Origin of the sequence: Pseudoalteromonas sp. BSi20652, from assembly GCF_000239855.1 — a bacterium.
Classification (GTDB): domain Bacteria; phylum Pseudomonadota; class Gammaproteobacteria; order Enterobacterales; family Alteromonadaceae; genus Pseudoalteromonas.
On the sequence record NZ_BADT01000091.1, the window covers coordinates 1 to 24,236 of the forward strand.

Consider the following 24,236-nt stretch of genomic DNA (forward strand, 5'->3'; position numbering starts at 1 on the left):
GAAGTAGTTTGGCTGTTAGAACTCAATCTGTACGAGTGCCCACACAGATGATTGCTTTATATTGTTAAAGAACGTTTTGAGTCGCTTTAGCGTCTCAAGGGATGCGAATAATACACCCTTTATTTTTCGAGTCAACACTTTGTTTTAAACTTTCTTTCGACAATTTAAAACCGAAGTTTTACTTAACTCTCTGAGTAGTTCGTGCCTTGCTATGCTTCAGCGTTTCCCGTCTCAGTGGGGTCGCATTATAGGGAGATCCGAAAACAGATCAACCCTTTTTTGAAGAAAACTTGAAATAATGTGCTGTTCGCCGAGTATTTGAGCTAAACGCTCAAAAACACAACTAAACTACCACTATTAATAGGTTAACAGAGCTATTTAAAGTGAAAATTATTATAACTACTAACGGATAGAGACACATTTCGATCATCTATGCAGAAAAACCAACCAATAGAGCAAGATTCATATTGCTAAAAATCATTTAAATTAATCAAAAGCTGAGAATTGAATTGATCAGGTTATATTTAATAATAGTTTTACGTATTTAAGAAGGAAGTTTACTTAGGCCGTAATTGTTAACTTTACTATGAGGTTCTTAGTACCGGTATATAGATAAGAGCGCGCACGTTATATCTTCTAATCAGCTCTATAGTTGAAACTTCGTTAGAAATTGATCTAATTGTAGCTCGATTCACAGCGGTATTATTAATAACTGTAAATCGCTATTATAGTTGAAATGATCTTTAACTAGAATCTGATAGGCTATTTTGGATGAATGACAGGTAAAGGTTAACCAGGTAGAGCTATTAAAGCAGCTGTCAAAACAACTTATCGATTCAGAATCTATGAGTCGATGTCCATAATAGAAGGTAATTACTGGTTCATATAGTTTGACAAATTTTAGGCAAGAAAAAGCCGAGCATAAGCTCGGCTTTTAGGTTTCTTTAAGACTTACTCTGCAGACTGTGCGTCTTCTTGAACTGCTTCGCTAGTCGCTGGGCGACCAACTAGTTCAATATAAGCCATTGGTGCATTATCACCAGTACGGAAGCCACACTTAAGAATACGAGTGTAACCACCTGGACGATCCGCATTACGTGGACCGATTTCACTGAATAACTTACCAACAACTTCTTTATCACGCGTGCGAGCAAACGCTAAACGGCGGTTTGCTACACTGTCAGTCTTAGCCAGTGTGATTAAAGGTTCAATTACACGACGTAACTCTTTTGCTTTAGGCAAAGTAGTTTTGATGATTTCATGTTTCACCAAAGAACCTGCCATATTGCTAAACATCGCTTTACGATGGCTACTGTTACGGTTTAATTGACGACCACTCTTACGATGGCGCATGACCCTATCCTTCTAACTAAACTAATATAGTGATTTAGATTATTCAGCTAGACTTGCAGGTGGCCAATTTTCTAGGCGCATACCCAGAGAAAGTCCACGTGAAGCTAGCACGTCTTTAATTTCAGTTAGAGACTTCTTACCTAGATTAGGCGTTTTAAGAAGCTCAACTTCAGTACGTTGAACTAAATCACCGATATATTGAATTTGCTCGGCTTTCAAACAGTTAGCTGAGCGTACTGTTAGTTCAAGATCATCAACTGGACGAAGTAGAATAGGATCGAATTCTGGCTTCTCTTCTTTCTCTTCTGGCTCAGTTACATCACGTAAATCTACGAATGCATCTAATTGCTCAGCTAAGATAGTAGACGCACGGCGGATCGCTTCTTCTGGATCTAAAGTGCCGTTTGTTTCCATATCAATGATTAACTTGTCTAAGTCTGTACGTTGCTCAACACGGGCTGATTCAACCGAGTACGCAATACGTTCAACTGGGCTAAATGATGCATCAAGCAACAATCTACCAATTGGACGCTCATCGTCATCAGAGGATAAACGACTAGATGCCGGCACATAACCACGACCACGTTCAACACGAATACGCATGCTGATCTCGCTGTTATTTGTTGTTAAATTACAAATAACGTGATCTGGATTAGCAATTGTTACATCGCCATCGTGCTGAATATCAGACGCAGTAACAGGACCTACACCAGATTTAGTCAGGGTCAGAAAAACTTCATCTTTGCCTTCTAACGTTACAGCCAAACCTTTTAGATTTAGTAGTATTTCAATGATGTCTTCTTGTACGCCTTCTTTCGCGCTGTACTCATGCAATACACCGTCGATTTCAACTTCAGTTACTGCACATCCAGGCATAGATGAAAGCAATATACGGCGTAAGGCATTACCCAGAGTATGACCGAAGCCACGCTCTAATGGTTCTAAAACTATTTTAGAACGCGTTGGGTTAATAGCGTCGATGTCGACTAACCTTGGTTTTAGAAATTCTGTTACAGAACCCTGCATTTTATCCTCTCTTAACTCTTAACTTTACTTAGAGTAAAGTTCGACGATTAGTTGTTCATTGATGTCCGCAGACAAGTCTGAACGCTCAGGTAGACGCTTAAAGCTGCCTTCCAATTTCTTACCGTCAACTTCAACCCAAGTCGGCTTTTCACGTTGCTCAGCCAACTCTAGAGCAGCGATGATACGTGCTTGTGTCTTAGACTTCTCACGGATTACAACAGTATCTTCTGGTGTAATTACGTATGAAGGAATGTTCACAACACGACCATTAACTAAAATCGCTTTATGGCTTACTAACTGACGTGCTTCTGCACGTGTGCTAGCAAAACCCATGCGATATACAACATTGTCTAAACGTTGCTCTAATAGCTGTAACAAGTTTTCACCTGTATTGCCTTTTAGGCGAGCAGCTTCTTTGTAATAGTTACGGAATTGCTTTTCTAATACACCGTATATACGACGTACTTTTTGCTTTTCACGTAATTGTAAACCGTAATCAGATAAGCGACCTTTACGAGCGCCGTGCTGACCAGGTGCAGTCTCAAGTTTACACTTAGAGTCGATAGCTCTTACGCCGCTCTTAAGGAACAGGTCAGTACCTTCACGACGACTCAGCTTGAGCTTAGGGCCCAAATATCTTGCCATGTTATTTCTCCTAACCTATTGTTAAACGCGACGTTTCTTCGGTGGACGACAACCATTATGTGGTATAGGCGTCACGTCAGTAATGTTGGTAATACGGTAACCAGCAGCATTCAAAGCACGTACAGCAGATTCACGACCTGGACCTGGACCTTTAATGAAAACTTCTAGATTTTTTAAACCGTATTCTTGAGCAGCAGTACCTGCACGCTCTGCAGCAACTTGAGCAGCAAATGGTGTAGATTTACGTGAACCACGGAAACCTGAACCACCGGCAGTAGCCCATGATAATGCATTACCTTGACGGTCGGTAATCGTTACAATAGTGTTGTTGAAAGACGCATGAACATGAGCCATACCATCAGCAACTTGTTTTTTAACCTTTTTACGACGAATTGGTGTCTTAGCCATAATACTATCCCCTTATCGCTTAATAGGCTTACGAGGACCCTTACGGGTACGCGCGTTAGTCTTAGTTCTTTGACCACGTAGTGGTAAAGAGCGACGGTGACGTAGGCCACGATAACAACCAAGGTCCATAAGGCGCTTGATATTTAAAGTAACTTCACGACGAAGATCACCTTCAACAGTGTACTTGCCAACTGCATCACGCAATACGTCAAGAATTTCGTCTGAAAGTTCACCGATTTTTGTGGTTTCGGCGATACCAGTCGCTGCTAAGATAGCCTTAGAGCGAGTCTTACCTATGCCATAAATAGCTGTTAAACCAATAACTGCATGTTTATGATCAGGGACGTTAATGCCAGCAATACGGGCCACTAACACATCTCCTATATTCGAATTTGGTAATCATAAGTTTGAAAAGCCCGTAAGGATACTCAAACGAAGACCAAATTACTACTAAAAACACAGGCCGAGAAAACTCAGCCTGCACGCTGTTTACTTAACCTTGCCTTTGCTTATGCTTAGGCTCACTGCAAATTACACGTACAACACCAGCACGTTTAATTACTTTGCAGTTACGGCATATTTTCTTAACGGAAGCACGTACTTTCATTGCTCAACTCCGTAAACTGACCTTATCGACCATAGCCTTTAAGGTTCGCTTTTTTCAGCACAGAATCATACTGATGAGACATCAGGTGAGTCTGTACTTGTGCCATAAAGTCCATGATCACTACAACGATAATCAAAATTGATGTACCGCCGAAATAGAATGGCGTTTGCCATGCCATCGTCATGAATTCGGGCACCAGACAGATAAAGGTTATATACAAAGCACCTGCCAATGTCAGGCGTGTCATCACTTTATCAATGTATTTAGATGTCTGCTCACCTGGACGAATACCTGGGATAAATGCGCCAGATTTCTTAAGGTTGTCTGCTGTTTCACGTGGGTTAAAAACCAACGCTGTATAGAAAAAGCAGAAGAAGATAATAGCCGCAGCTAAAACAAGTGAGTACAACGGTTGACCTGGAGTCAACGTAGTAGCAACAGCTTGTAATACATCAGCGACTGGACCTTCACCTTGGCCGAACCAGCTAGCAATTGTACCAGGGAACAGAATTATACTGCTAGCGAAGATTGGTGGAATAACACCCGCCATATTTACTTTTAGTGGTAAATGCGTGCTCTGGGCAGCAAATACTTGACGACCTTGTTGGCGTTTAGCGTAGTTAACAACAATACGACGTTGTCCACGTTCAAAAAACACTACAAGATAAGTAACAGCGAATACGATTACCGCAACCATCAACAGTACAAAAACATTCAAATCACCTTGGCGCGCCATTTCGACTGTCGAACCAATAGCAGACGGCAAGTTAGCTACAATACCAACAAATATAAGAACTGAGATACCGTTACCGATACCACGCTCTGTAATTTGTTCACCCAACCACATAAGGAACATAGTACCAGTCACTAAACTCACCACAGCGGTGAAATAGAAACCCATACCAGGGTTAACAACTAACCCTTCCATCATGCCCGGTAAGCTAGAAGCAATACCGATTGATTGAATAGTAGCTAGCACAAGCGTGCCATAGCGTGTGTACTGGCTAATTTTTTTACGCCCTTGCTCACCTTCTTTCTTAAGCTCTATAAACGGAGGATACATATGCGTTAATAGTTGCGTAATAATCGAAGCCGAGATGTACGGCATAATACCCAGTGCTAACACTGAAGCTCGCTCAAGTGCACCACCACTGAACATGTTGAACATTTCAACAATGGTGCCCTTTTGTTGCTCGAAGAAATCGGCAAGTACAGCGGCGTCAATCCCAGGGATCGGCACAAATGAACCTAGACGGTAAATTATGATAGCACCCAATACGAAGAGTAATCGGCGCTTCAATTCCGAAAGTCCACCTTGTGCACTTTGTGTATCTTGACCTGGTTTAGCCATTAGTACTTCCTTAGTCTTCTACCTTGCCTCCGGCAGCTTCAATAGCTTCGCGTGCACCTTTAGTGGCTTTTAGGCCCTTAACGGTAACAGCGCGTGAAACTTCGCCAGATTTAACAACTTTAACGAAAAGAACGTTCTTTTTAACTAGACCAGCTGCTTGTAACGCGCTTAGGTCTACCACATCGCCTTCAACTTTAGCGATTTCAAAAAGGTTTATTTCTGCAGATACTAAAGATTTGCGAGAAGTAAAACCAAATTTAGGTAGACGACGTTGCATAGGCATTTGACCGCCCTCAAAACCAACGCGTACTTTGCCGCCAGAACGTGACTTTTGACCTTTGTGACCACGACCACCAGTCTTACCTAGACCAGAACCGATACCACGACCAACACGTTTTGGAGCAGTTTTTGAACCTGCAGCAGGTGAAAGTGTATTCAAATGCATCGAATTAACCCTCTACCTTAACCATGTAAGAAACCTTGTTTATCATACCACGTACACATGCTGTGTCTTCTAACTCAACAGTGTGGTTGATACGACGTAAACCAAGACCGCGTAATGTAGCTTTATGTTTCGGTAAACGACCGATAGAGCTTTTTACTTGTGTTACTTTTACAGTTTGATTTGCCATGGTTACCCCAGTATTTCGTCTACGCGAAGGCCACGTTTTGCAGCGATTGACTGTGGAGAATTCATATTCTCAAGAGCCGAAATCGTTGCACGTACCACGTTGATCGGGTTAGTAGAACCGTAACATTTAGAAAGTACGTTCTGCACACCAGTAACTTCTAGTACTGCACGCATAGCACCACCTGCAATGATACCAGTACCTTCAGAGGCTGGTTTCATGAACACTAGTGAGCCAGCATGACGTCCCTTAACAGGATGCTGTAATGTGTTGCCATTTAGGTCTACGTTGATCATGTTACGACGTGCTTTTTCCATTGCTTTTTGAATAGCAGCTGGAACTTCACGTGCTTTACCATAACCGAAACCTACTTTACCTGCGCCATCACCAACTACAGTTAGTGCAGTAAAGCTAAAGATACGACCACCTTTAACTACTTTAGACACACGGTTCACCGCGATTAGCTTTTCAGCTAGATCAGGCTGTTGTTGCTTTGCTTCTACGTTAGCCATAGTCTACTCCTAGAATTGCAAACCGGCTTCACGCGCAGCATCAGCTAGCGCCTTCACACGGCCGTGATATTTAAAGCCACTGCGATCAAAAGCAATCTTTTCGATGCCTTTGTCAGCCGCACGTTCAGCAACCGCTTTGCCAACTGCTTGCGCAGCTTCAACGTTACCGGTGCCTTTAACTGTTTCGCTAATAGCCTTTTCAACAGTAGAAGCAGCAGCCAGTACATTACCCTCAGCATTTACAACTTGAGCGTATATGTGACGTGGCGTGCGGTGGATAACAAGACGCGTTGTGCCTTGTTCAATATAATTTCTACGAGTGCGCTTAGCACGACGTAGACGAGCTGTTTTTTTATCCATCGTCTTACCTTACTTCTTCTTAGCCTCTTTACGGCGTACATTCTCATCTGAATAACGAACACCCTTACCTTTATAAGGCTCAGGTTTACGGTATGCACGAATGTTAGCAGCTGTTTGACCAACTAACTGCTTATCTACGCCCTTAACTAGAACTTCTGTTTGGCTTGGAGTTTCAATCGTAATTCCTTCAGGAACTGCGAAATTAACTGGGTGTGAGAAGCCAAGAGTTAAATCTAATGTTTTACCCTTTGCTGCAGCACGGTAACCCACGCCTACTAACTGAAGTTTCTTCTCGTAACCTTCATGCGTACCAACAACCATGTTGTTGATTAGAGCACGAGCAGTACCTGCTTGAGCCCATGCATTAGCTACGCCATCACGAGGTAAAGTAGTAATAACGTTGTCATTAACTTGTACTTCAACAGCGTTGTTGATAATACGAGTAAGTTCACCGTTTTTGCCTTTAACTGTGATTTCCTGGCCTTTTAATGTAACTTCTACACCGGCAGGAACAGTAATTGGTGCCTTTGCTATGCGAGACATAGTTCCCCTCCGATTAAGCTACAAAACCAATGATTTCACCACCAACACCAGCACTACGTGCTGTGCGGTCTGTCATTAGGCCTTTAGAAGTTGATACGATAGCGATACCAAGACCACCCATTACCTTAGGTAATTGGTCACGTTTCTTATAGATACGTAGACCAGGGCGACTTACACGCTGGATATTTTCAATTACAGCTTTGCCTTCGAAGTACTTCAACTCGATAGAAAGCTCAGGTTTCGCTTCACTGCTAACAGCGAAATCTACGATATAACCTTCATCTTTTAGTACTTTAGCTAATGCTACTTTCAGCTTTGAAGTTGGCATCGTTACAGATACTTTCTTCGCTGATTGACCGTTACGGATACGTGTAAACAAATCCGCGATAGGATCTTGCAAGCTCATAGTCTTACTCCCATGATTCTATTACCAGCTAGCCTTTTTAAGGCCAGGAATTTCACCGCGCATAGCTGCTTCGCGAACTTTAATACGGCTCATGCCGAATTTGCGAAGGTAACCATGTGGGCGGCCCGTAATGTTACAACGATTACGTTGACGTACTGGGCTAGAATCACGAGGTAAAGCTTGTAGCTTAAGTACCGCGTCCCAACGATCATCTTCAGATGTATTAACATCTGCGATGATAGCTTTTAGTGCTGTACGCTTTTCAGCGAATTGAGCAACTAGTTTTGTGCGCTTAGCTTCGCGCGCTTTCATAGAATTCTTTGCCATAACCCTACCCTTATTTCTTAAATGGGAAGTTAAACGCTTCTAACAACGCACGGCCTTCCTCATCAGATTTCGCAGAAGTAGTGATAGTAATATCCATACCGCGTACACGGTCTACTTTATCGTAATCGATTTCTGGGAAGATGATTTGTTCACGTACGCCCATGCTGTAGTTACCACGTCCATCAAAAGACTTAGCACTTACGCCACGGAAGTCACGAATACGTGGGATAGCGATTGATACCAAACGCTCAAAAAAGTCCCACATACGCTCGCCGCGTAGGGTTACTTTACAACCAATCGGGTAACCTTCACGCACTTTGAAGCCAGCAACAGATTTGCGTGCTTTAGTGATTAGAGGTTTCTGACCAGAGATTGCTGCTAAATCCGCTACTGCGTGATCTAAAATCTTCTTGTCAGCTAGGGCTTCGCCCACGCCCATATTCAATGTGATCTTTTCGATCTGAGGGACTTGCATGACAGAGCTGAAACCAAACTTCTCTTGAAGCTCAGCAACTACTTTGTCTTTATATACTTCATGCAGTTTCGCCATCATTCTACTCCAACTATTAGATAGTTTTACCAGTAGATTTAAAGATACGTAATTTCTTACCATCTTCAATCTTGAAACCTACACGATCAGCTTTACTCGTTTCCGAGTTGAAGATCGCAACGTTTGATGCATCCATAGATGCTTCTTTCTCAACAATGCCGCCAGCTTGGTTCAATTGTGGAACCGGCTTTTGGTGTTTCTTGATCAAGTTAATGCCTTCGACAAAGATTCGACCAGATTCAGTAACAACTGAAAGCACTTTTCCGCGCTTACCTTTGTCTTTACCTGCTAGTACGATTACTTCGTCATCACGACGTATTTTTGCTGCCATGATTGGCTCCTTACAGTACTTCTGGGGCTAGTGAAACGATTTTCATGAACTTATCATTACGAAGTTCGCGAGTCACAGGGCCGAAAATACGTGTACCAATCGGCTGCAAATTATCATTTAAGATAACAGCCGCGTTGCTGTCAAAACGGATCAGAGAACCATCTGGACGGCGAACACCTTTTCTGGTACGCACAACTACCGCATTTTTAACATCACCTTTCTTCACTTTACCGCGAGGAATAGCTTCTTTTACAGAAACTTTAATGATATCGCCAATCGCTGCGTAGCGACGGTGTGAACCACCAAGGACTTTTATACACTGCACTTTGCGAGCGCCGCTGTTATCAGCAACTTCCAGCTGAGTTTGCATTTGGATCATGTTAATGACCTCCGGTGTAGTAATTACAACTTGCCTAAAATTTGTTTAAAAATCAGACATTTCGATTAAATCCCAATCAAAAAACAAACGAGTTGTCTCTTAAGGGCGGGCAATTGTACCAGCATTGAGAGAGTAGCGATAGGTTATTTTTTAATTAATTTGGAGTGCATGGTTATTAAAGTTGAGTAATTACGGCTATGTAGCTATTTTATAGGTGGTTACAAAACAAACAAGGCACTGTAATAAGTGCCTTGTTTGTTTTGACTACAGATGATTAACCGAATAAACCTTTTAATTTATCTTTAATCTTATCCTTTGCTTTATCTTTGGCTTTTTCTTTTGCCTCATCAACCTTCTGCTTAGCTTCATCCTTAAGCGCATTACCCACATCAAGCTTTATACCCACATCGTGGAAAGGCCCTTTTATACGAAGTGGTATTTTAAAACCAGTACTGTCATCAGTGGTTCCCTGTCCTTCGATTGACCCTACTATACCTGTAACCAAACGGTAGTTAAGCGTTGTTTGCGGTAAATCAACGTCACCTTCACCTGATATTCTTATGAGTGGACTAATAAGAGATAAATCAGTATTTTTACCAACACCATTAGTAAAGTTAAAACTTCCAGTTAGTGCAGAGAAATCTGTTTTTTCTGATTCTTCAAATCCGGTATCTAATCCCTCAGATGCTGCACCAAAGTTTCCTGAAATGAGTTCCTTACCTTTACGAACCATCTCAGCTATATTCGCACCTTTTACAGCTCCATCAGCAAACTCAAATCCAAGCTTTCCGTTAAGCGCACCAATAAACGACTTTTGACTTTGGCCAGTTGTGTTTAGGTTCCAATTTAAAGACCCCTTACCCATTAGCTTGTCAAAACCTGCCGCATCCGTTAATAAAGGCTGTGCATCTATTCCAGCTAAGTCAAAGTTAGTTGATATTTTATAAGGTACTTGTTGTGCGTTTACATTAATAACGCCTTTACCTGACCCTTCATAAGCAGAAAAGCTATCTAGGCTAAGTTTTGCAATGCTATTTTTTAAAGCAACAGTAAATTGATTTGCACCCAACTTAATATCGTTAGCTTTTAATCCACTTGAGCGAATAACTACATTCGCATCTAGTGAATTTAACGCACTTAGATCAATTTTAGTGTCATCCCATACTATTGGCTCTGCAGGTTTATCATTTTGCTCTACTGGCTCTTCTTGTTTTGCTACTGCTTCAGGTAGGTACGGGTTTAAATCAAGCATACCTAAATCAATATCAGCATTTACAGCTAAACGCTTACCTAGGTTAAGTTCGCTCTTACCTTTTATTTCCAATGCGTCTAACGTTGCAACTAAATCGTCTAAATTAAATTTTTCACCTGCTAGGTGCATTTTACCGTTTACACTAAATGCGTTAAAAGCATTGTCTTTAGCGTCTAACTCTACACCTTGCCATTTTGCAATACTTTTAACAGACTCACCGCTTAGTGATAACTGACCTTTAATATCTTGGCCTTGTTTAGCGATGCTCCCTTCGAACGTTAAATCAACTAAACGAGAATCTAAGGTTTGTTTAACATTAAAAGTAGCACCTTCAATTGCTTTAGCAGGAGTATCTAATTTTATATCAAGCTCAAAACGCTCTTGCATATAAGTAATACCCCCTTTTACTTCTAATGTTTTACGAAGTGAAGGAAGTAAAATAGCGAGTTCTAAATCGCTAATTTGTTGTTTGGCACCGGTTTGACCATCTAGATAAGTAAATGTGCCGCCATAAATAGCAACCTCACCTAACTCAATATCAAAGCTATCTGGAAGCTTTATCGCTTCACCTGATTGGCTTTGCTCTTTAGGTTGCTCTGCAACTGCATCAAACAACTGCCAATTAGCTTTACCATTTTTGTCAGTTTCTAATAGGATATTTGGCTCGTTTATAACAAACTTATCTAATTTAAACTCACCACCAAATAATGAAAACCAAGGTATGTGTACAGCAAGCTGTTTCATACTCGCCATATCGGCGCGCGAACCTGATTCCATATTTGCAAAATGCACGTCGTTAAGTTCTAATTTTAATGCAGGGAATACGCTAAGTGTTTTATCACCTTTAATAGTAAGAGTGCGCCCTGTTGTTTGTTCTACCTGCTGCGACACTTTATTAAAAATAGTATCAGTAGGGATTAAAAACGGTGCGGCAACAATTAGTGCTATACATAGTAAAAGTATTACACCTACAATTTTAAGTAAGGTTTTCATGATCGTCCTTTCAAACGTGCAAATAATGTTCTTATCATAGCGAGTGTTAGCCTTAAAATCATTGTCGTTCTGATAAAAAAGCTTTTTATTAGATATTACATTCTTCTCCTGAATCGCCCCTGAAACATTTTGATACCTTTAGGTTACAAATAAATATTGACTCAATGAAACCTTAAGGTTACATTGATACCTACAGGTTACAAAAAATACTCAATACAATTACAGGATGATTACTATGAAACAACAAGATATAAAAACAGAAGAACAATTTATGAGACATAATATACGGTTTTGTATAAGCGCTGGCGTAGTTTGTTTACTTCTCAGTGTTTACTCACTAACTAACCATAATATAGAAGAGATGATAATTGTTGGAATGAGCGTTTTATTTTACATGGTTGTAACCGCTATTTTTATGATTAAAGCAGGCTTTCCGCTAAAAATGTATTTTAAATATGCTTATAAAGATGAGTTTCTAAACACCATTGACATTAATGCCTATAAACATACAACTTGTGCATTTGGGGTTTGCCTTCTTGGTGTTTTGTATAATAACGATTCAATACCTAGCGAGGTTTCGCATGCAAATATGGCAATATTTTACTTAGGTATTATGATCTTAGTATATGGAGTATCATTGCTTTGGCAAAGTCGTGATTAGGAGTGGATATGCAAAATAACATAGCAAAGTATCGAAAAGAGGCTGGGGTTTCACAGCAAGAACTTGCTGATGCTATTAGTGTATCGCGTAAAACAATAAGTACAGTAGAAACGGCACGATTTACCCCTTCGGTAATAATTGCTCTAAAAATAGCAAAGCATTTTAATACCTCAGTTGAAAGTCTCTTTGTACTAGATGAAAACGATTGATACATATTAAAGCGTTAGTCTCATACTATTAGTAAAAACACCGATTTAGCATCTTCAATTACAACGTATGGAGGACAGCGCTGTTGTTATTGGTGTAATTGCGCTAAAATAGACCAGCAAAAAAATATATATATAATCCGGAGATTCTACAAGGCATGAAAACACTGCTAATTTCACCGTCAAAAATGACGCTAGGCGAACAAGAAAATCAAATCTATCAGAACATTCTGAAGCAATCCTCAGAGTTAAGCCTTAACCTTATGGCCGTGAAAGTAGAAAACCACCCTGATGATTTTTTACCTTGGTGCTATGAGCTACTTAATGCAAGTAGAGATCGTCTGAACTACGATTTACTAGAACCACAACAGTTACCTGTGCTTAAAAAGCTACATGACCTACTTACTTCGGCTATTAGTTTTCTACAAGTTAAAACACTACGCGTAGCCCCTTGGCCTGTAGTTAGCGTATTTGTTGAACAGCATAAAGACGTGATCGCACTTGATGAGCAACTTCGCTTAGTAAGCTACATTAAAAGCATTCGCGAACAATCTCTTAAAGATATGATCCCTGAAGACTTACTTGCGTTTAGCGGTAAGCACATGGCATCACTTGATCCAAGCACATACAACTTTGACGTTGAATGGTTTGCATCGACAAAGAGTGCTAAAAGTTTTCATCAAATGCTTGGTGATTTACCAGGTGATTTTGACGACGCATTAGCAAATATTCCACTTGAAGGCGATATCACTCAATACGAATATCAACAATTTGTTGCTGCTTACTCAAAAGTATTTACCGACAATAATGAAAAGCCAACTCTTGCACCTGCAACTCGCTTGTTAGCAATGCGTCGCCCTGATTTATTTACACCGATTACCAACAATAAACTAGATGCATTATGTGGTGCGCTTGGTGTTTCTAAACTTAAAAATAGTGATTTTGAGCGTTACTGGCAAGATATCGTAAAAGGTATTCAAGCTATGTCATGGTATAAAATGGCAAATGCAAGTAACGAACTAGAGGAACAATTAGTTTCAATAAAAGCACTAATACCATGTTTCTTTTACTATGCAGATGCTAAAACACCTGATAACTCTAACTACATCAAGTTACTTAGCAAACCAAAGCGTAGTACAACAACGACTGGTAAAACTCAACGTAGAGGCAAAGAGTCTGCAGAAATTTTAGTAGACCGCGCACTTGCAGCTGACGATATCCCAGAGCATATTCGTAGTAAACGTGATTCTATCATTAATGAAGTTCAAAAAGGTCGCGGCGTTAACGAAACAATTAGTCTTATGCGCACTATTTTTGGCTAAATAAATCTAACCTAGCTGTATTTTTCTGGTGCAGCTAGGCTAATTTATGCACCACTGATGTGCGCAACATATTCCCTCAAGCTATATCCTCCCTTTATCCATAAAGTATAAGCTATTGTTTTTAATATATAAAAAACAATCTTTAATAAAAAACAATGAAACTGGCACATACAGTGCAATTATCCCGTTAGTTAAACAATAAATAGTAACTAGTCAAAGGTTCTGAGTAAATAATAAAAACCTAGGCGAGCAAAAATCATATAACGGGAAATGAACATGCTAAAACTAAAAAAACCATCGCTATCAGTGCGATAGCTTTAATGGGTGCAACATCTTTAACATCAACAGCAGTGCATGCTGAAGTAACTGCTAACGCTGCAGCAACATCAAACTACTTATGGCGCGGTCAAGAGCAAACTGGCGGAGACGCAGCCATTTCAGGCGGTATTGATTATGCTGATGAATCGGGCTTTTACGCAGGTACTTGGGTTTCAAATGCATCGTGGGCAGATGAAATGACCTATGAGCTAGATTTATACGCTGGCTTTGGTGGCGACATTAACGAAAGTGTTAGCTACGATGTTGGTTATATTTATTATGCTTATCCAGACGCTGCATCAGGTGCAGATGCCGATTTTTCTGAAATTTACGGTAGTATTAGTGTTGAAGGCTTTACTTTTGGTGCATCGGTTCTTGCAACATCGGCTGCAAGTGGCGATGGTACAGACTTTGGTGACTCACTTTATTTAACAGCTGATTATGGCTTTGCTGTTGGTAGCAACGGTACTGAAATGGCACTACATATAGGTCATTACTCTGGTGACTTTATTGGCGATGACAATATCCTAGACTACGGTGTATCTATTTCAAAAGACGGTTTTACATTTGGTTTGTCTGACACTGATATAGATGGTTCAGATATTAAAGCTTACGTTGCTTATTCTGTAGACTTTAATTTATAAAAAATGTGTTACTTGCTGCAACACGAAGGGCCTTTTGGCCCTTTTCTCGTTTTTGAAAAAGACATCTCACACCTGTTAACAAACCGTTACAATTGAATGAAAAAAATACATACTTTTTCCTTTATTCTATTACCTAGTCACTGGGCATTTATAACTGCCTAGCCATAAAATAGGTATAAAGGAATAATAATGAAATCACCTAACGCGTTTAGCGCCCTACTCGATATTTATATAAGTCCTAGTAAAGCTTTCAATGGTGTTGAACACGCCAAAGGTTGGTCATGGTTAGCATTTATATGTATTACCCTTGCTAGTATCGCTAGTGTTTATATTTTTTACTCTAGTGTTGATATGCAGTTTTTGATTAATGAGCAAGTAGCAGCATCAACTATTGATGCGACGATTGGCGAGCAAAAAGCAATTCGTCAAAGTATAGAGCTAAATGCAGAAAACCAAATTTGGTTTGCTCTGTTTGGCAGCGTAATGGGGCTAGCTATTATGAATGCACTCATGGCACTTTATTATATGCTTGTGGCTAAACAAGATCCTGAATCAGAACATAGCTACGGAGCTTGGTATGGATTCTCTACCTGGACAGTGATGCCAGTTGTTATTTCAAGCCTAGGCACAATTGCCCTTGTACTTAGTGCAAGTACCGATCAAATATCTCAAACAGCGGTATTTAGCTACGCATCTATTAACCAATTAATAATAGGACTTGAAATTGGCCATCCTTTTTATAGCTTATTAGAATCAATAAACTTATTTAGCTTTTGGAGCATTGCGCTGGGAATGATCGGCTTAAAATGTTGGACTAATTTTTCAACTAACAAAGCACTCCTATTCTCTGCACTTCCTTCAATTATTATTTTTGGTGTTTGGGCAATCATTGCAGCAATATAACTCTTAAGTGGAGGTAGATACTAACTCCACATTACTTAATTCACGGATAGATAAAATGAAAAAAGCAATAATCATCATACTGGCTGTAGGCGCATTTATAGCCCTAATTGTATCAAAAAAAATTTCTGGCGACGAAAAACAAGCTGAAGTAAATATTGCTCAAGTAGAGCTAGGCGACATTGCTGACTCAATAATGGCTTCAGGTAATTTAGTTTTTAATACACAAGTGCAATTACGCTCTGAAGTAACAGGCCGAGTAGATAAAATATTTGTTCAAGAAGGCCAGGGAGTTAAACAAGGCGATATGTTAATGCGCCTTGATACAACTGCTTTTGAATCAGAAGTTACCCGCAGTAAAGCAATCCTTCGCGCCACAGAAATTGAAATTAAACATAATAAAACACGCCTTGCTAACCTAGAGCGCCAACTTAAAAGACAAAAAGATTTATACGATGTAGGTTTAGGTAATCAAGAAAGCTTTGAAAATATTGAAAGCGCACGCGACCTGGCTAAAATCGATATTGAATCACGAATAGAGTCGTACAACCAAGCACAAGCGTCACTACAAATTGCGCAAGATCGCTTAAGTAAAAGTGTATTTAGAGCGCCAATGAGCGGCTTGCTTGCATCAGTAAATATTAAAGAAGGTGAAACCGTTATAGCTGGTACTACTAATATTATTGGCTCTGATTTAATGCTAGTAGCCGACCCAAGCGCTATTTTAGCCGAGCTACGTGTTGATGAAACCGACATTGCGAGTATTAAGCTTAACCAAAAAGCGAATATTTATGCTGCCGCATACCCAAATAAACCATTTAGCGGCACAGTAATCAATATTGGTACATCAGCTAAAAACCAAGCCGGCTCTCAAGGTTTATCGTTTAAAGTAAAAGTATTGCTCGATACTACTGAGCGCCAGCTATATGCAGGAATGAGTTGTAGAGCAGAGATCGCAACAAGCATTGCCGAAAATGGTTTAAAACTTCCAATAGAAGCAATCCAAAAAGAAGACGATAAAACATTTGTATGGCGACTTAATAGCGATAACACAGTTAGCAAAATTGCCGTAACTGTTGGAATATCATCTGATATAGAGCAAGCAATTACTGACGGCTTAACTGAGGGCGACAAAATAGTTATTGGTCCTGCGCGCCCAATAAGTCTCCTGACTGAAGGTGATGTGGTAAAACTTAAATCAGATGCAGACAAGGAAGATGCCTAATGTCTGCGGTAATCAAACTTGAGCATATTAATAAACAATACAAAATGGGCTCAGAGGTATTCAAAGCACTTGATGATGTAAACGTACATATAATGCAAAACGAGTACGTGGCGATTATAGGACCTTCTGGTTCAGGCAAGTCGACTTTAATGAACTTATTAGGCTGTTTAGATACACCCAGTAGTGGTGAGTACTACTTAAAAGACAAACTAGTAAAAAGTATGACCGAGACAGAGCTTGCTCATCAGCGTAATGAAAGCGTTGGGTTTATATTTCAAAGCTTTAACTTAATACCACGTGCAACCGCACTAGAAAATGTAATGCAGCCTTTAGTGTATCGCTTTATTCCTAGCAAACAGCGCAAGCAACAAGCCCTAAAAGCACTAAAGCGGGTAGGCCTCGGTGATAAAGTTAATCATTTATCTAGCCAACTATCAGGCGGGCAACGTCAACGTGTTGCTATTGCCCGCGCTTTAGTCACTAAACCACATATATTATTAGGAGATGAACCTACTGGTAACCTTGATAGTAAAACGACCCGCGAAATTATGGCTTTATTTGATGAGCTGCATAACGAAGGTCACACTATTATTTTAGTAACACATGAGCAAGAAATTGCCGATCATTGCCAACGCGTAATTCGTTTGGTCGACGGTAAAGTGGTAAGTGATGTCACTAAAGATGAAGGAATTAAGCAGCATGTTTAAATCAGCTCTTGCCATAATGGAAGGCACTAAAGCGGCTTTTTCAGCTATTAAAGCTAATGCAATGCGCAGCGCACTGACCTGTTTGGGCATTATTATTGGTGTTGCCGCCGTAGTTACTGTAGTTGCAGTAATGCAGGGTTTTACAAAGCAAATAAATGATCAATTTGCTGATATGTCGCCAGATGTAACAACAATAAAGGCTTACACCAGTGTCGAACTCGAAATGGTTGGTAAAAATGCCAAGCTTACCTACGACGATTTTTTAGCTTTAAAGTCGCGTATAAAAGAAGCTGAAACGCTAACTGCCCAAATGTTTACCTGGCGTTTTTCGGGCGGCGCTGAGTATGGAAATAAAAGCCATTCATCGCGTGTTATCGGTACTGAGCAAGACTATCAAAAAGCGTATCGTACCTACCCTGAACTCGGCCGCTTTATTCGTGCTGAAGATGATGATAAGCGTAGAAGAGTCGCATTTATCGGCCCTTCAATCATAGAAAAGCTAAACCTTCCTGAAAACCCAGTAGGTGAATATATAAAACTAGGTGGTGAATGGTTTAGAATTATTGGTGTTGCTGAAAAACAAGGTAGCTTATTTGGCTTTGACCAAGATGATTACATTAATATTCCAATTAGTACCATGAGTGCTTTAGAAGGCGGAAATACACAAACTAATGTGCAAATTATGTTTAGGTTAAATGAAGGTACTAACGAAGAACAAGTGCTTGCAAAAATAACCCGTGTATTACGCCAACTACATAAACTAAAAGAGAAAGATGAAAACGACTTTGAATTTGAAACCGCTGAAAAATCTCGCGCCCAAATAGATAAGTTTACCAGCAGTGCTACCGCTATTACTGCGGGTATTGTTGGCATTAGCTTACTCGTTGGCGGCATTGGTGTTATGAACATAATGCTCGTGTCGGTAACTGAACGTACACGCGTTATTGGTACATTAAAAGCACTAGGCGCAACGCCTGGCTTTATTATGCTGCAATTTTTAGTTGAAGCCGTTGTGCTTTCGCTCTTTGGTGGCTTAATAGGGCTTCTTATAGGATATGGCGCTGCAGGGCTTATTTCGTTCTTAGTCCCAAGCATGCCTGATGCATATATACCAGCATGGGCTGTAATGCTATCGTTCGGATTTACATCAATGATTGGAATTATATTTGGTATAGCCCCTGCTATTAAAGCAGCAAGACTAAACCCTATAGATGCACTACGTTACGAATAACTATTTTAAATAATTATTTTGCTTTAAATGGTACCTTATTACATTGTACTTCAACTGTTCTAGGGTACCAAACTGGGCCTACCTGGTTAACAACAACCTCTGCCACTGCATTACTAAATGACTTATAAGTATGCACCGTTTGCCATTGTCCTTGCGGGCAATGCTCACTTAAATCAACTGCATCAGACCCCTCATATAAGGCATATGCAAAGTTATGATGCCACTGAGAGCTTAGATGCGATTGGTTATTAACCTTTTCAGGTACACCATTATCAAAGTAAATACTTGTGCAGCCAGTTAACATAGCAAACGTAATACTACCTAAGAGTAATTTAAGATTCATAACGCCTCCTGCGTATTTTGCTCTTCACACCACACTTTCACGGTATGTGGTGAATAAATACCTAGCGTAATTAAACTCAACGCACCATCGCTAAATGTTTGCTGCGACTGCATTTGAGCAGCTTGCGTATCTGTACAAATCTGTTTTACATCCACACGCTCCTCTCCCACTAACCCCCATAAATAAAATGGACGGCTATCTTCGTAAGTCGCTTTACTTGTAATTTTTGCGATGGCTTGTGGCTGTATGGTAACCGCAGAGCAGGCGTTTAAGCCCAATACTACAAATCCCATTATTAATGATTTCATGTTTGTCCTTACTTGATACTCACTTTCAGTAAATAAACTTTACAGTAAACCAGTAACATAATGAGTAAGAAGCTGTGTGAAAAATGTAGCCAACCTTACAGATTTCAAACAGTTTTTTACACAAAAAAAAGGCCGCAAAATTGCGGCCTTTGAGTAAATGTTGTGTCAGCTATTAAAACTTAGCCAAATTATTTACATTGTCTTTATCAACCAGTTTTACGTACGGATCTACCCCTGCAAATAAAGGTTTTTCTTTAACCTTTAACTCAATGATATTAGTGCCCGTTACTATTTGGTGTTTTTGTGAGTAAATCACAAAATCTTCAGCGAGTAGGTTTTCAGGATCATCGCTAAACAACACAATATCAATTAACTCGTCGAGTGGCTGCTCTGTTTCTTCACCTTGACCATCAGCACGTTGCTTAACAGCTTCAACGTTTAACGTAACGCTATAAAAGCCATCACTGTCGGCTTCGTCTGAAATTGAAACCTCTTTCATTTCTAGCTCATACAAAGTGATATATTTAAACTGATCATCAATAAAGCTTTGCTCAGCTTGCGTTGCGTCTTGTTTTAAATAACTAAGTAAGTCAAGCGTTGTTGGGTATGGCGTTGATTGGTACTGAAATTCATTTAAAAATGCTTTGAGTGCATTATTTAAACGTTTTTCACCTAAACGATCATAAATCGCCATCATCACAACTGATCCTTTATTGTAATGAAGATATTGTTGCGACTGTGTTTTATATAGTGGCATTTCTTCAAACGCTTCCCCAGTGCGGCCCATTAAGTACCTATCTAACTCGTATTTTAAAAACTTACGTAGCTTTTCTGGGCCAAAGCGTTTCTCAAGCACCATAAGCGCACTGTATTGTGAAAGCGTCTCAGACATAACGGCGGCCCCCTCTACATTGGCTCCCGACACTTGATGCCCCCACCACTGATGCGCCACTTCATGTGCGGTTACATAGTAAGGTAGGTCAATTTTACTTTCATCCCTTGAGTCTGTAACAAAACCAATGCTTTCTGAATAAGGCACGGTATTAGCAAAACTTTGCGCAAATGAGCGGTACCTAGGAAATTCAATAATACGTAATTGCTTATGCTGATAGGGACCAAATGCTTGTGTAAAATAATCTATCGAGTCTTGTACCGATTCAATCATACGGTCAACATTCCATGCATGATTTTTGTGGTAGTACACCTCAATATTTACACCGTTATGCTCAACCTTTTTACTTTCCAGTTCGGCCGACTGCACCGCATAAAAGTTTAAAATAGGCGCATCCATTTCATAAACAAAAGTGCGGCGTCCATCTTTTACACTTTCACTTTGTAAATACCCTGGGGTAATCGCAAATTGCGACTCGTCGGTGGTTACCGTCGCCTTAAAGTTAATAAACCCATTAGCTGCACCAAAATCACTTTGTGTATAGTACTGACTGTCTTCTAGCTTATGGGCACGTTCAAGCTCAGGTAAATCATGCTTACGGCGTTCAAATTTATCAGCTACCTGTAAACCACGGTTATAACCAAAACTAGGAAGGAGTTCCAAGTTATTAATAAAAGTGCCATTAGCCACTAACTGTGTATCAGAGCCACTATCGGTAAAGCCTGTATGCTCGCGAGTGACAGACAGCTGCCCTTCTCTTACCTCGTCTGGCATAAGGGGCTGATCAAATTCAAACCATGCAGAATAAAGCGCTGGTAATTTTTCAACAATTTTACCGCCAGCCATTGTTACATCCCAGCTTTTGGCGTGTTGCGGTGAACTTATTAACACTCGCGAAATTGGCTCATTAGATGTATTAGTAAACTTAATTTTTGCCACAGCACTTAAAGCACGCTTTTTTGGAAAAATATCAACAGTTAAGTCAACATCGGTCACCATAGGTAGTGCTAAGTCTTTGTATTGTGCAAACTGCTGCTCATAACTTATTTGCTTGTCTTGAAACTCATCGCTCGTAGTAAACTCATTCAAAACTCGCGTGTTGTTATAAATATTGTAGCCTGCACCAACAAACACTAATGCACTAATAACCGCAATCGCTTGCCCTTTTAACGACATATTGTAACGAAGCATAGACAGGCGTGTACGCAGCGTTTGTGAAGGACCGCGGTGCCATAATGCAAACCCAACAATAGCTAAAATAAGACTTAACGCGCCCCAATATAATGTGTACCAATGCGCTGCTTGTAAAAAGTGTCCATAGCCGTTTATATCAGAATACGGTACGCTACTGCTTTGGCTAAAATGGAACATATTATGCTCAAACCCATAAGAATCCATTACTGTTTGCACTATGTAATACAAAATAAACAAGCCCATTCCTACATATTTATTCGGGCTAATAATTTGTAAAAAGAAGGCGAGTACCGTAAGCATAATTAACGGTAAAATCGATAAATAAACAATCCTAAATAAATACTGTCCTAACTCTAAATTAAATTGACCTTTAAATAACTGAACTGTAATTGTAAGTATCATTCCCACGAGGAACAGCCCAGAAATAGCGGCGATTAAAGCCAGTATTTTTGACACCCAAAAAACACTATTATGCACCGGAAAGCTGTCAACAATATCGCCCATGCCACTTTGACGTTCTCGCCAAACAAGCTCAGCGCTATAAAAAGCGATAATAACAAATAAAAATAAACCCGAAATACCGCTAATAATATTGACCATATTCGCGGTAATTGGCCAGTTAGTTGTACCGTAAGCGCCAATGGGAGCAAACAGTGGGATCATAAGCGTTACAATACTTACACCGGCTAAAATCATAAAAGGAGCACTAAATATAACTTGTTTAAGTTCAAATATACTGCGCATTATTAGCTGAGATTTAGTACTAACCCCCGCTGATTTATAATTTTTAGCACTGCTGATAAGTGCAGCTTGTTTATTTTGTACAAAAGCAGAAACTTTAAATTGCTTTTTCTGTTTTTTAGCTACTATGCGGTTACTTAGTTTTCCAAGGCTAAAAAACATAGCTAAGCCTAGTACAATCCACAAAATACGGTTAACTAACAAATCACCGCTGAGAGTGAGCACTTCAGTATTTTTATCATTTACAGTCCAATAACGTGTTAAATCAATTAACGAACCAGATCCAAATGGGTCGGCGTAAACAACAATATTTCTAAATGCTAAATCATCAAAGTAAACGCCAGCTATTTGATAAACTATAAAAATCACAACAGCTGCTACATACACCGACATCATGGTTTTAAAATAGACCGCTACACTATTAAAAATAGCCGAAAGCACCAGCAAACTTGGTACTGCTAAATAAAGATAAGGTGCAGCGTAATACATTAACTTGTTTGGACCAATCAATTCGCTATCGAGCCAGCCAACCAATAAACCAAATTGCGACCCTAAAAACACACCCAATGGCACGCTTAAAAATACAATAAGTACAACTATGTAAGAACCAAAAAAACGCCCTGCTTGATAAGGCACAGGATTAACAGGTTTACTAAAAACCAGTTCATCCATTTTGCTTTCACTGTTGCGAATAGCGGAGCTGGCAACAAAGTTAACCACTAAAAACATCGCAAGCGTACAAAATGTAACGGTTAAAAGCATAATCGAAAACGGCGAGTTCATATGAACATTAGCCCCACCAAGTGGAAATTTACTACTAGAGCTTATAAAAAACGCCATAATAAAGAACATTAGAAAGGTTATATAAAACGAAGGCTGACGCACAAAATAACGCAGCTCAAACACAAGCATATTAAAAAACATAACGCCTCCTTATGCTACCTGGCTGTTACGATGATTGAGTAAAGTAGAAAAGTACACGTCTTCTAGGTTTGCATGGCTTGGTTGAAAACCTTCAGGGGCTTGTTCGGCTAATACATGCAATATGGTTTGCCCAGCAAATAAGCGTTTAGAAATAACAGGCAGCCGTGGTTCGAGTTCTTGTGCCTCTTCTTGGCTCATGGCTTTGCGCCAAATTTGGCCTTGCAGTTTATCGGTAAGCGCAATCGGGTTACCTTCTAGTAAAATTTTACCGCCAGCCAGTACGGCCATATTAGGGCATAGCTCTGCCACGTCTTCTACTATATGGGTTGATAATATAACGACTTTTTGTTCACCCAAACTAACCAATAAGTTATGAAAACGGTTACGCTCTTCAGGATCTAAACCTGCGGTTGGTTCATCAACGATGAGTAAATCTGGGTCGCCCAGTAATGCCTGTGCAATACCAAAACGCTGGCGCATACCGCCGGAAAAACCACTTACCGCTTTTGAGCGATGTTGATATAAATTAGTGTGCGCAAGTAATCCTTCAACCGACTCTTTACGCTCTGCTTTATTATGAATTCCTTTTAAAACAGCCATATGGTCCAGTAAGTCGTAAGCACTAACACGCGGGTACACACCAAAATCTTGTGGTAAGTAACCTAAGCGTTGGCGCAGTGCTTGTGGGTCTTTAAACACATCAATACCATCAAAGGTAATTGAACCCGCGTCGGCGGATTGTAACGTTGCAATGGTGCGCATTAATGATGACTTACCGGCACCATTTGGCCCAAGCAGTCCAAACATACCTTTACCTATTGATAAATCAACGCCTTGCAGTGCATGTACGCCGTTGTCGTAGGTTTTTGATAACCCTGTTATTGATAGCATTTTTGCTTCCTTCAATATAAGTAATTATTTTTATGATGTTTTATACCACAAGGAAAA

The 24,236-nt window shown here is 40.0% G+C and carries 30 protein-coding genes; 8 read left to right on the forward strand and 22 right to left on the reverse strand.

Annotation, left to right across the window (positions count from 1 at the left end; genetic code table 11):
- Positions 1-951: 951 nt before the first annotated feature.
- From rplQ to P20652_RS10735, 18 genes are all read right to left on the reverse strand, one after another.
- A complete protein-coding gene (gene rplQ / locus P20652_RS10820; RefSeq protein WP_008168098.1) occupies positions 952-1,353 on the reverse strand; it encodes a 50S ribosomal protein L17 in 402 nt (133 codons plus the stop codon).
- A 39-nt stretch (positions 1,354-1,392) separates the two neighbouring features.
- Positions 1,393-2,379, reverse strand: coding sequence for a DNA-directed RNA polymerase subunit alpha (gene rpoA / locus P20652_RS10815; RefSeq protein ID WP_008168100.1), 987 nt, complete (start codon positions 2,377-2,379; stop codon positions 1,393-1,395).
- A gap of 24 nt (positions 2,380-2,403) precedes the next feature.
- Positions 2,404-3,024 (reverse strand): 30S ribosomal protein S4, encoded by a 621-nt coding sequence (gene rpsD / locus P20652_RS10810; protein WP_002959461.1) that lies wholly within the window; start codon positions 3,022-3,024, stop codon positions 2,404-2,406.
- Between the two features lie 21 nt (positions 3,025-3,045).
- Positions 3,046-3,432, reverse strand: a complete 387-nt coding sequence (gene rpsK / locus P20652_RS10805; RefSeq protein ID WP_002959471.1) for a 30S ribosomal protein S11 — start codon at positions 3,430-3,432, stop codon at positions 3,046-3,048.
- Positions 3,433-3,444: 12 nt separating this feature from the next.
- On the reverse strand, positions 3,445-3,801 hold the full coding sequence (rpsM, locus tag P20652_RS10800) for a 30S ribosomal protein S13 (protein ID WP_008168102.1): 357 nt from the start codon (positions 3,799-3,801) through the stop codon (positions 3,445-3,447).
- A gap of 124 nt (positions 3,802-3,925) precedes the next feature.
- Complete coding sequence (rpmJ, locus tag P20652_RS10795; protein WP_002959476.1) at positions 3,926-4,039, reverse strand: 50S ribosomal protein L36; 114 nt, start codon at positions 4,037-4,039, stop codon at positions 3,926-3,928.
- 22 nt (positions 4,040-4,061) lie between these two features.
- Positions 4,062-5,390, reverse strand: a complete 1,329-nt coding sequence (gene secY / locus P20652_RS10790; RefSeq protein ID WP_008168103.1) for a preprotein translocase subunit SecY — start codon at positions 5,388-5,390, stop codon at positions 4,062-4,064.
- 10 nt (positions 5,391-5,400) lie between these two features.
- Positions 5,401-5,835, reverse strand: a complete 435-nt coding sequence (gene rplO, locus P20652_RS10785) for a 50S ribosomal protein L15 (protein WP_008168104.1) — start codon at positions 5,833-5,835, stop codon at positions 5,401-5,403.
- A 4-nt stretch (positions 5,836-5,839) separates the two neighbouring features.
- Entirely contained in the window at positions 5,840-6,022 is a 183-nt protein-coding gene (rpmD, locus tag P20652_RS10780) for a 50S ribosomal protein L30 (RefSeq protein WP_002959482.1), read from the reverse strand.
- Positions 6,023-6,024: 2 nt separating this feature from the next.
- Positions 6,025-6,531 (reverse strand): 30S ribosomal protein S5, encoded by a 507-nt coding sequence (rpsE, locus tag P20652_RS10775; RefSeq protein ID WP_002959485.1) that lies wholly within the window; start codon positions 6,529-6,531, stop codon positions 6,025-6,027.
- Between the two features lie 9 nt (positions 6,532-6,540).
- On the reverse strand, positions 6,541-6,891 hold the full coding sequence (gene rplR, locus P20652_RS10770) for a 50S ribosomal protein L18 (protein WP_002959486.1): 351 nt from the start codon (positions 6,889-6,891) through the stop codon (positions 6,541-6,543).
- A 9-nt stretch (positions 6,892-6,900) separates the two neighbouring features.
- Entirely contained in the window at positions 6,901-7,434 is a 534-nt protein-coding gene (gene rplF, locus P20652_RS10765; RefSeq protein WP_008168105.1) for a 50S ribosomal protein L6, read from the reverse strand.
- Positions 7,435-7,447: 13 nt separating this feature from the next.
- Positions 7,448-7,840, reverse strand: a complete 393-nt coding sequence (gene rpsH, locus P20652_RS10760) for a 30S ribosomal protein S8 (protein ID WP_008168106.1) — start codon at positions 7,838-7,840, stop codon at positions 7,448-7,450.
- Between the two features lie 21 nt (positions 7,841-7,861).
- On the reverse strand, positions 7,862-8,167 hold the full coding sequence (rpsN, locus tag P20652_RS10755; RefSeq protein ID WP_033017370.1) for a 30S ribosomal protein S14: 306 nt from the start codon (positions 8,165-8,167) through the stop codon (positions 7,862-7,864).
- A 10-nt stretch (positions 8,168-8,177) separates the two neighbouring features.
- Positions 8,178-8,717 (reverse strand): 50S ribosomal protein L5, encoded by a 540-nt coding sequence (rplE, locus tag P20652_RS10750; RefSeq protein WP_024610257.1) that lies wholly within the window; start codon positions 8,715-8,717, stop codon positions 8,178-8,180.
- Positions 8,718-8,733: 16 nt separating this feature from the next.
- On the reverse strand, positions 8,734-9,048 hold the full coding sequence (rplX, locus tag P20652_RS10745) for a 50S ribosomal protein L24 (RefSeq protein ID WP_002959496.1): 315 nt from the start codon (positions 9,046-9,048) through the stop codon (positions 8,734-8,736).
- Positions 9,049-9,058: 10 nt separating this feature from the next.
- Positions 9,059-9,427, reverse strand: coding sequence for a 50S ribosomal protein L14 (rplN, locus tag P20652_RS10740; RefSeq protein ID WP_002959498.1), 369 nt, complete (start codon positions 9,425-9,427; stop codon positions 9,059-9,061).
- 274 nt (positions 9,428-9,701) lie between these two features.
- The gene (locus P20652_RS10735; protein WP_008168108.1) at positions 9,702-11,672 is read right to left on the reverse strand and encodes an AsmA family protein; all 1,971 of its coding nucleotides are present in this window, start codon (positions 11,670-11,672) and stop codon (positions 9,702-9,704) included.
- A gap of 235 nt (positions 11,673-11,907) precedes the next feature.
- On the opposite strand from P20652_RS10735, the gene P20652_RS10730 reads away from it, so the two are divergent.
- The 8 genes from P20652_RS10730 (at position 11,908) to P20652_RS10695 (ending at position 18,886) form a co-directional block, all read left to right on the forward strand.
- Positions 11,908-12,333, forward strand: a complete 426-nt coding sequence (locus P20652_RS10730; RefSeq protein WP_008168109.1) for a hypothetical protein — start codon at positions 11,908-11,910, stop codon at positions 12,331-12,333.
- A gap of 8 nt (positions 12,334-12,341) precedes the next feature.
- Positions 12,342-12,542, forward strand: coding sequence for a helix-turn-helix transcriptional regulator (locus P20652_RS10725; protein WP_008168110.1), 201 nt, complete (start codon positions 12,342-12,344; stop codon positions 12,540-12,542).
- A gap of 155 nt (positions 12,543-12,697) precedes the next feature.
- Complete coding sequence (locus tag P20652_RS10720; RefSeq protein WP_008168111.1) at positions 12,698-13,861, forward strand: hypothetical protein; 1,164 nt, start codon at positions 12,698-12,700, stop codon at positions 13,859-13,861.
- 260 nt (positions 13,862-14,121) lie between these two features.
- Entirely contained in the window at positions 14,122-14,823 is a 702-nt protein-coding gene (locus P20652_RS10715; protein ID WP_033017372.1) for a TorF family putative porin, read from the forward strand.
- Between the two features lie 189 nt (positions 14,824-15,012).
- A complete protein-coding gene (locus P20652_RS10710; RefSeq protein WP_008168114.1) occupies positions 15,013-15,726 on the forward strand; it encodes a YIP1 family protein in 714 nt (237 codons plus the stop codon).
- Positions 15,727-15,781: 55 nt separating this feature from the next.
- On the forward strand, positions 15,782-16,948 hold the full coding sequence (locus P20652_RS10705; RefSeq protein WP_008168116.1) for an efflux RND transporter periplasmic adaptor subunit: 1,167 nt from the start codon (positions 15,782-15,784) through the stop codon (positions 16,946-16,948).
- On the forward strand, positions 16,948-17,655 hold the full coding sequence (locus P20652_RS10700; RefSeq protein WP_008168118.1) for an ABC transporter ATP-binding protein: 708 nt from the start codon (positions 16,948-16,950) through the stop codon (positions 17,653-17,655). The genes P20652_RS10705 and P20652_RS10700 overlap by 1 nt, the downstream gene beginning before the upstream one ends.
- Positions 17,648-18,886: an ABC transporter permease gene (locus P20652_RS10695; protein ID WP_008168120.1), complete on the forward strand. Its 1,239-nt coding sequence runs from the start codon at positions 17,648-17,650 to the stop codon at positions 18,884-18,886. Before P20652_RS10700 ends, P20652_RS10695 begins: the two co-directional genes overlap by 8 nt.
- Before the next feature lie 13 nt (positions 18,887-18,899).
- On the opposite strand, the gene P20652_RS10690 is transcribed toward P20652_RS10695, so the two are convergent.
- From P20652_RS10690 to P20652_RS10675, 4 genes are all read right to left on the reverse strand, one after another.
- A complete protein-coding gene (locus P20652_RS10690; RefSeq protein ID WP_008168122.1) occupies positions 18,900-19,229 on the reverse strand; it encodes a Bor/Iss family lipoprotein in 330 nt (109 codons plus the stop codon).
- On the reverse strand, positions 19,226-19,537 hold the full coding sequence (locus tag P20652_RS10685) for a Bor family protein (RefSeq protein WP_008168124.1): 312 nt from the start codon (positions 19,535-19,537) through the stop codon (positions 19,226-19,228). Before P20652_RS10685 ends, P20652_RS10690 begins: the two co-directional genes overlap by 4 nt.
- Positions 19,538-19,709: 172 nt before the next feature.
- Positions 19,710-23,288 carry a M1 family aminopeptidase gene (locus P20652_RS10680; protein ID WP_008168126.1) on the reverse strand — a complete coding sequence of 1,193 codons (3,579 nt, stop codon included), beginning with the start codon at positions 23,286-23,288 and terminating at the stop codon, positions 19,710-19,712.
- Positions 23,289-23,297: 9 nt separating this feature from the next.
- Entirely contained in the window at positions 23,298-24,179 is an 882-nt protein-coding gene (locus tag P20652_RS10675; protein WP_008168128.1) for an ABC transporter ATP-binding protein, read from the reverse strand.
- Positions 24,180-24,236 lie beyond the last annotated feature (57 nt).

Coding starts and splice junctions, on each gene's coding strand:
- P20652_RS10720 (WP_008168111.1), top strand. CDS start 12,698: ATGAAAACACTGCTAATTTCACCGTCAAAAATGACGCTAGGCGAACAA.
- P20652_RS10695 (WP_008168120.1), top strand. CDS start 17,648: ATGTTTAAATCAGCTCTTGCCATAATGGAAGGCACTAAAGCGGCTTTT.
- rplQ (WP_008168098.1), bottom strand. CDS start 1,353: ATGCGCCATCGTAAGAGTGGTCGTCAATTAAACCGTAACAGTAGCCAT.
- rpmD (WP_002959482.1), bottom strand. CDS start 6,022: ATGGCAAATCAAACTGTAAAAGTAACACAAGTAAAAAGCTCTATCGGT.
- rplO (WP_008168104.1), bottom strand. CDS start 5,835: ATGCATTTGAATACACTTTCACCTGCTGCAGGTTCAAAAACTGCTCCA.
- rplF (WP_008168105.1), bottom strand. CDS start 7,434: ATGTCTCGCATAGCAAAGGCACCAATTACTGTTCCTGCCGGTGTAGAA.
- P20652_RS10705 (WP_008168116.1), top strand. CDS start 15,782: ATGAAAAAAGCAATAATCATCATACTGGCTGTAGGCGCATTTATAGCC.
- rpoA (WP_008168100.1), bottom strand. CDS start 2,379: ATGCAGGGTTCTGTAACAGAATTTCTAAAACCAAGGTTAGTCGACATC.
- rpsK (WP_002959471.1), bottom strand. CDS start 3,432: ATGGCTAAGACACCAATTCGTCGTAAAAAGGTTAAAAAACAAGTTGCT.
- rpmJ (WP_002959476.1), bottom strand. CDS start 4,039: ATGAAAGTACGTGCTTCCGTTAAGAAAATATGCCGTAACTGCAAAGTA.
- P20652_RS10725 (WP_008168110.1), top strand. CDS start 12,342: ATGCAAAATAACATAGCAAAGTATCGAAAAGAGGCTGGGGTTTCACAG.
- P20652_RS10730 (WP_008168109.1), top strand. CDS start 11,908: ATGAAACAACAAGATATAAAAACAGAAGAACAATTTATGAGACATAAT.
- P20652_RS10675 (WP_008168128.1), bottom strand. CDS start 24,179: ATGCTATCAATAACAGGGTTATCAAAAACCTACGACAACGGCGTACAT.
- P20652_RS10710 (WP_008168114.1), top strand. CDS start 15,013: ATGAAATCACCTAACGCGTTTAGCGCCCTACTCGATATTTATATAAGT.
- rpsN (WP_033017370.1), bottom strand. CDS start 8,167: ATGGCAAAGAATTCTATGAAAGCGCGCGAAGCTAAGCGCACAAAACTA.
- P20652_RS10680 (WP_008168126.1), bottom strand. CDS start 23,288: ATGTTTTTTAATATGCTTGTGTTTGAGCTGCGTTATTTTGTGCGTCAG.
- P20652_RS10685 (WP_008168124.1), bottom strand. CDS start 19,537: ATGAAATCATTAATAATGGGATTTGTAGTATTGGGCTTAAACGCCTGC.
- rpsH (WP_008168106.1), bottom strand. CDS start 7,840: ATGAGCTTGCAAGATCCTATCGCGGATTTGTTTACACGTATCCGTAAC.
- P20652_RS10700 (WP_008168118.1), top strand. CDS start 16,948: ATGTCTGCGGTAATCAAACTTGAGCATATTAATAAACAATACAAAATG.
- rplR (WP_002959486.1), bottom strand. CDS start 6,891: ATGGATAAAAAAACAGCTCGTCTACGTCGTGCTAAGCGCACTCGTAGA.
- rplN (WP_002959498.1), bottom strand. CDS start 9,427: ATGATCCAAATGCAAACTCAGCTGGAAGTTGCTGATAACAGCGGCGCT.
- rplX (WP_002959496.1), bottom strand. CDS start 9,048: ATGGCAGCAAAAATACGTCGTGATGACGAAGTAATCGTACTAGCAGGT.
- P20652_RS10735 (WP_008168108.1), bottom strand. CDS start 11,672: ATGAAAACCTTACTTAAAATTGTAGGTGTAATACTTTTACTATGTATA.
- P20652_RS10690 (WP_008168122.1), bottom strand. CDS start 19,229: ATGAATCTTAAATTACTCTTAGGTAGTATTACGTTTGCTATGTTAACT.
- secY (WP_008168103.1), bottom strand. CDS start 5,390: ATGGCTAAACCAGGTCAAGATACACAAAGTGCACAAGGTGGACTTTCG.
- rpsE (WP_002959485.1), bottom strand. CDS start 6,531: ATGGCTAACGTAGAAGCAAAGCAACAACAGCCTGATCTAGCTGAAAAG.
- rplE (WP_024610257.1), bottom strand. CDS start 8,717: ATGGCGAAACTGCATGAAGTATATAAAGACAAAGTAGTTGCTGAGCTT.
- rpsD (WP_002959461.1), bottom strand. CDS start 3,024: ATGGCAAGATATTTGGGCCCTAAGCTCAAGCTGAGTCGTCGTGAAGGT.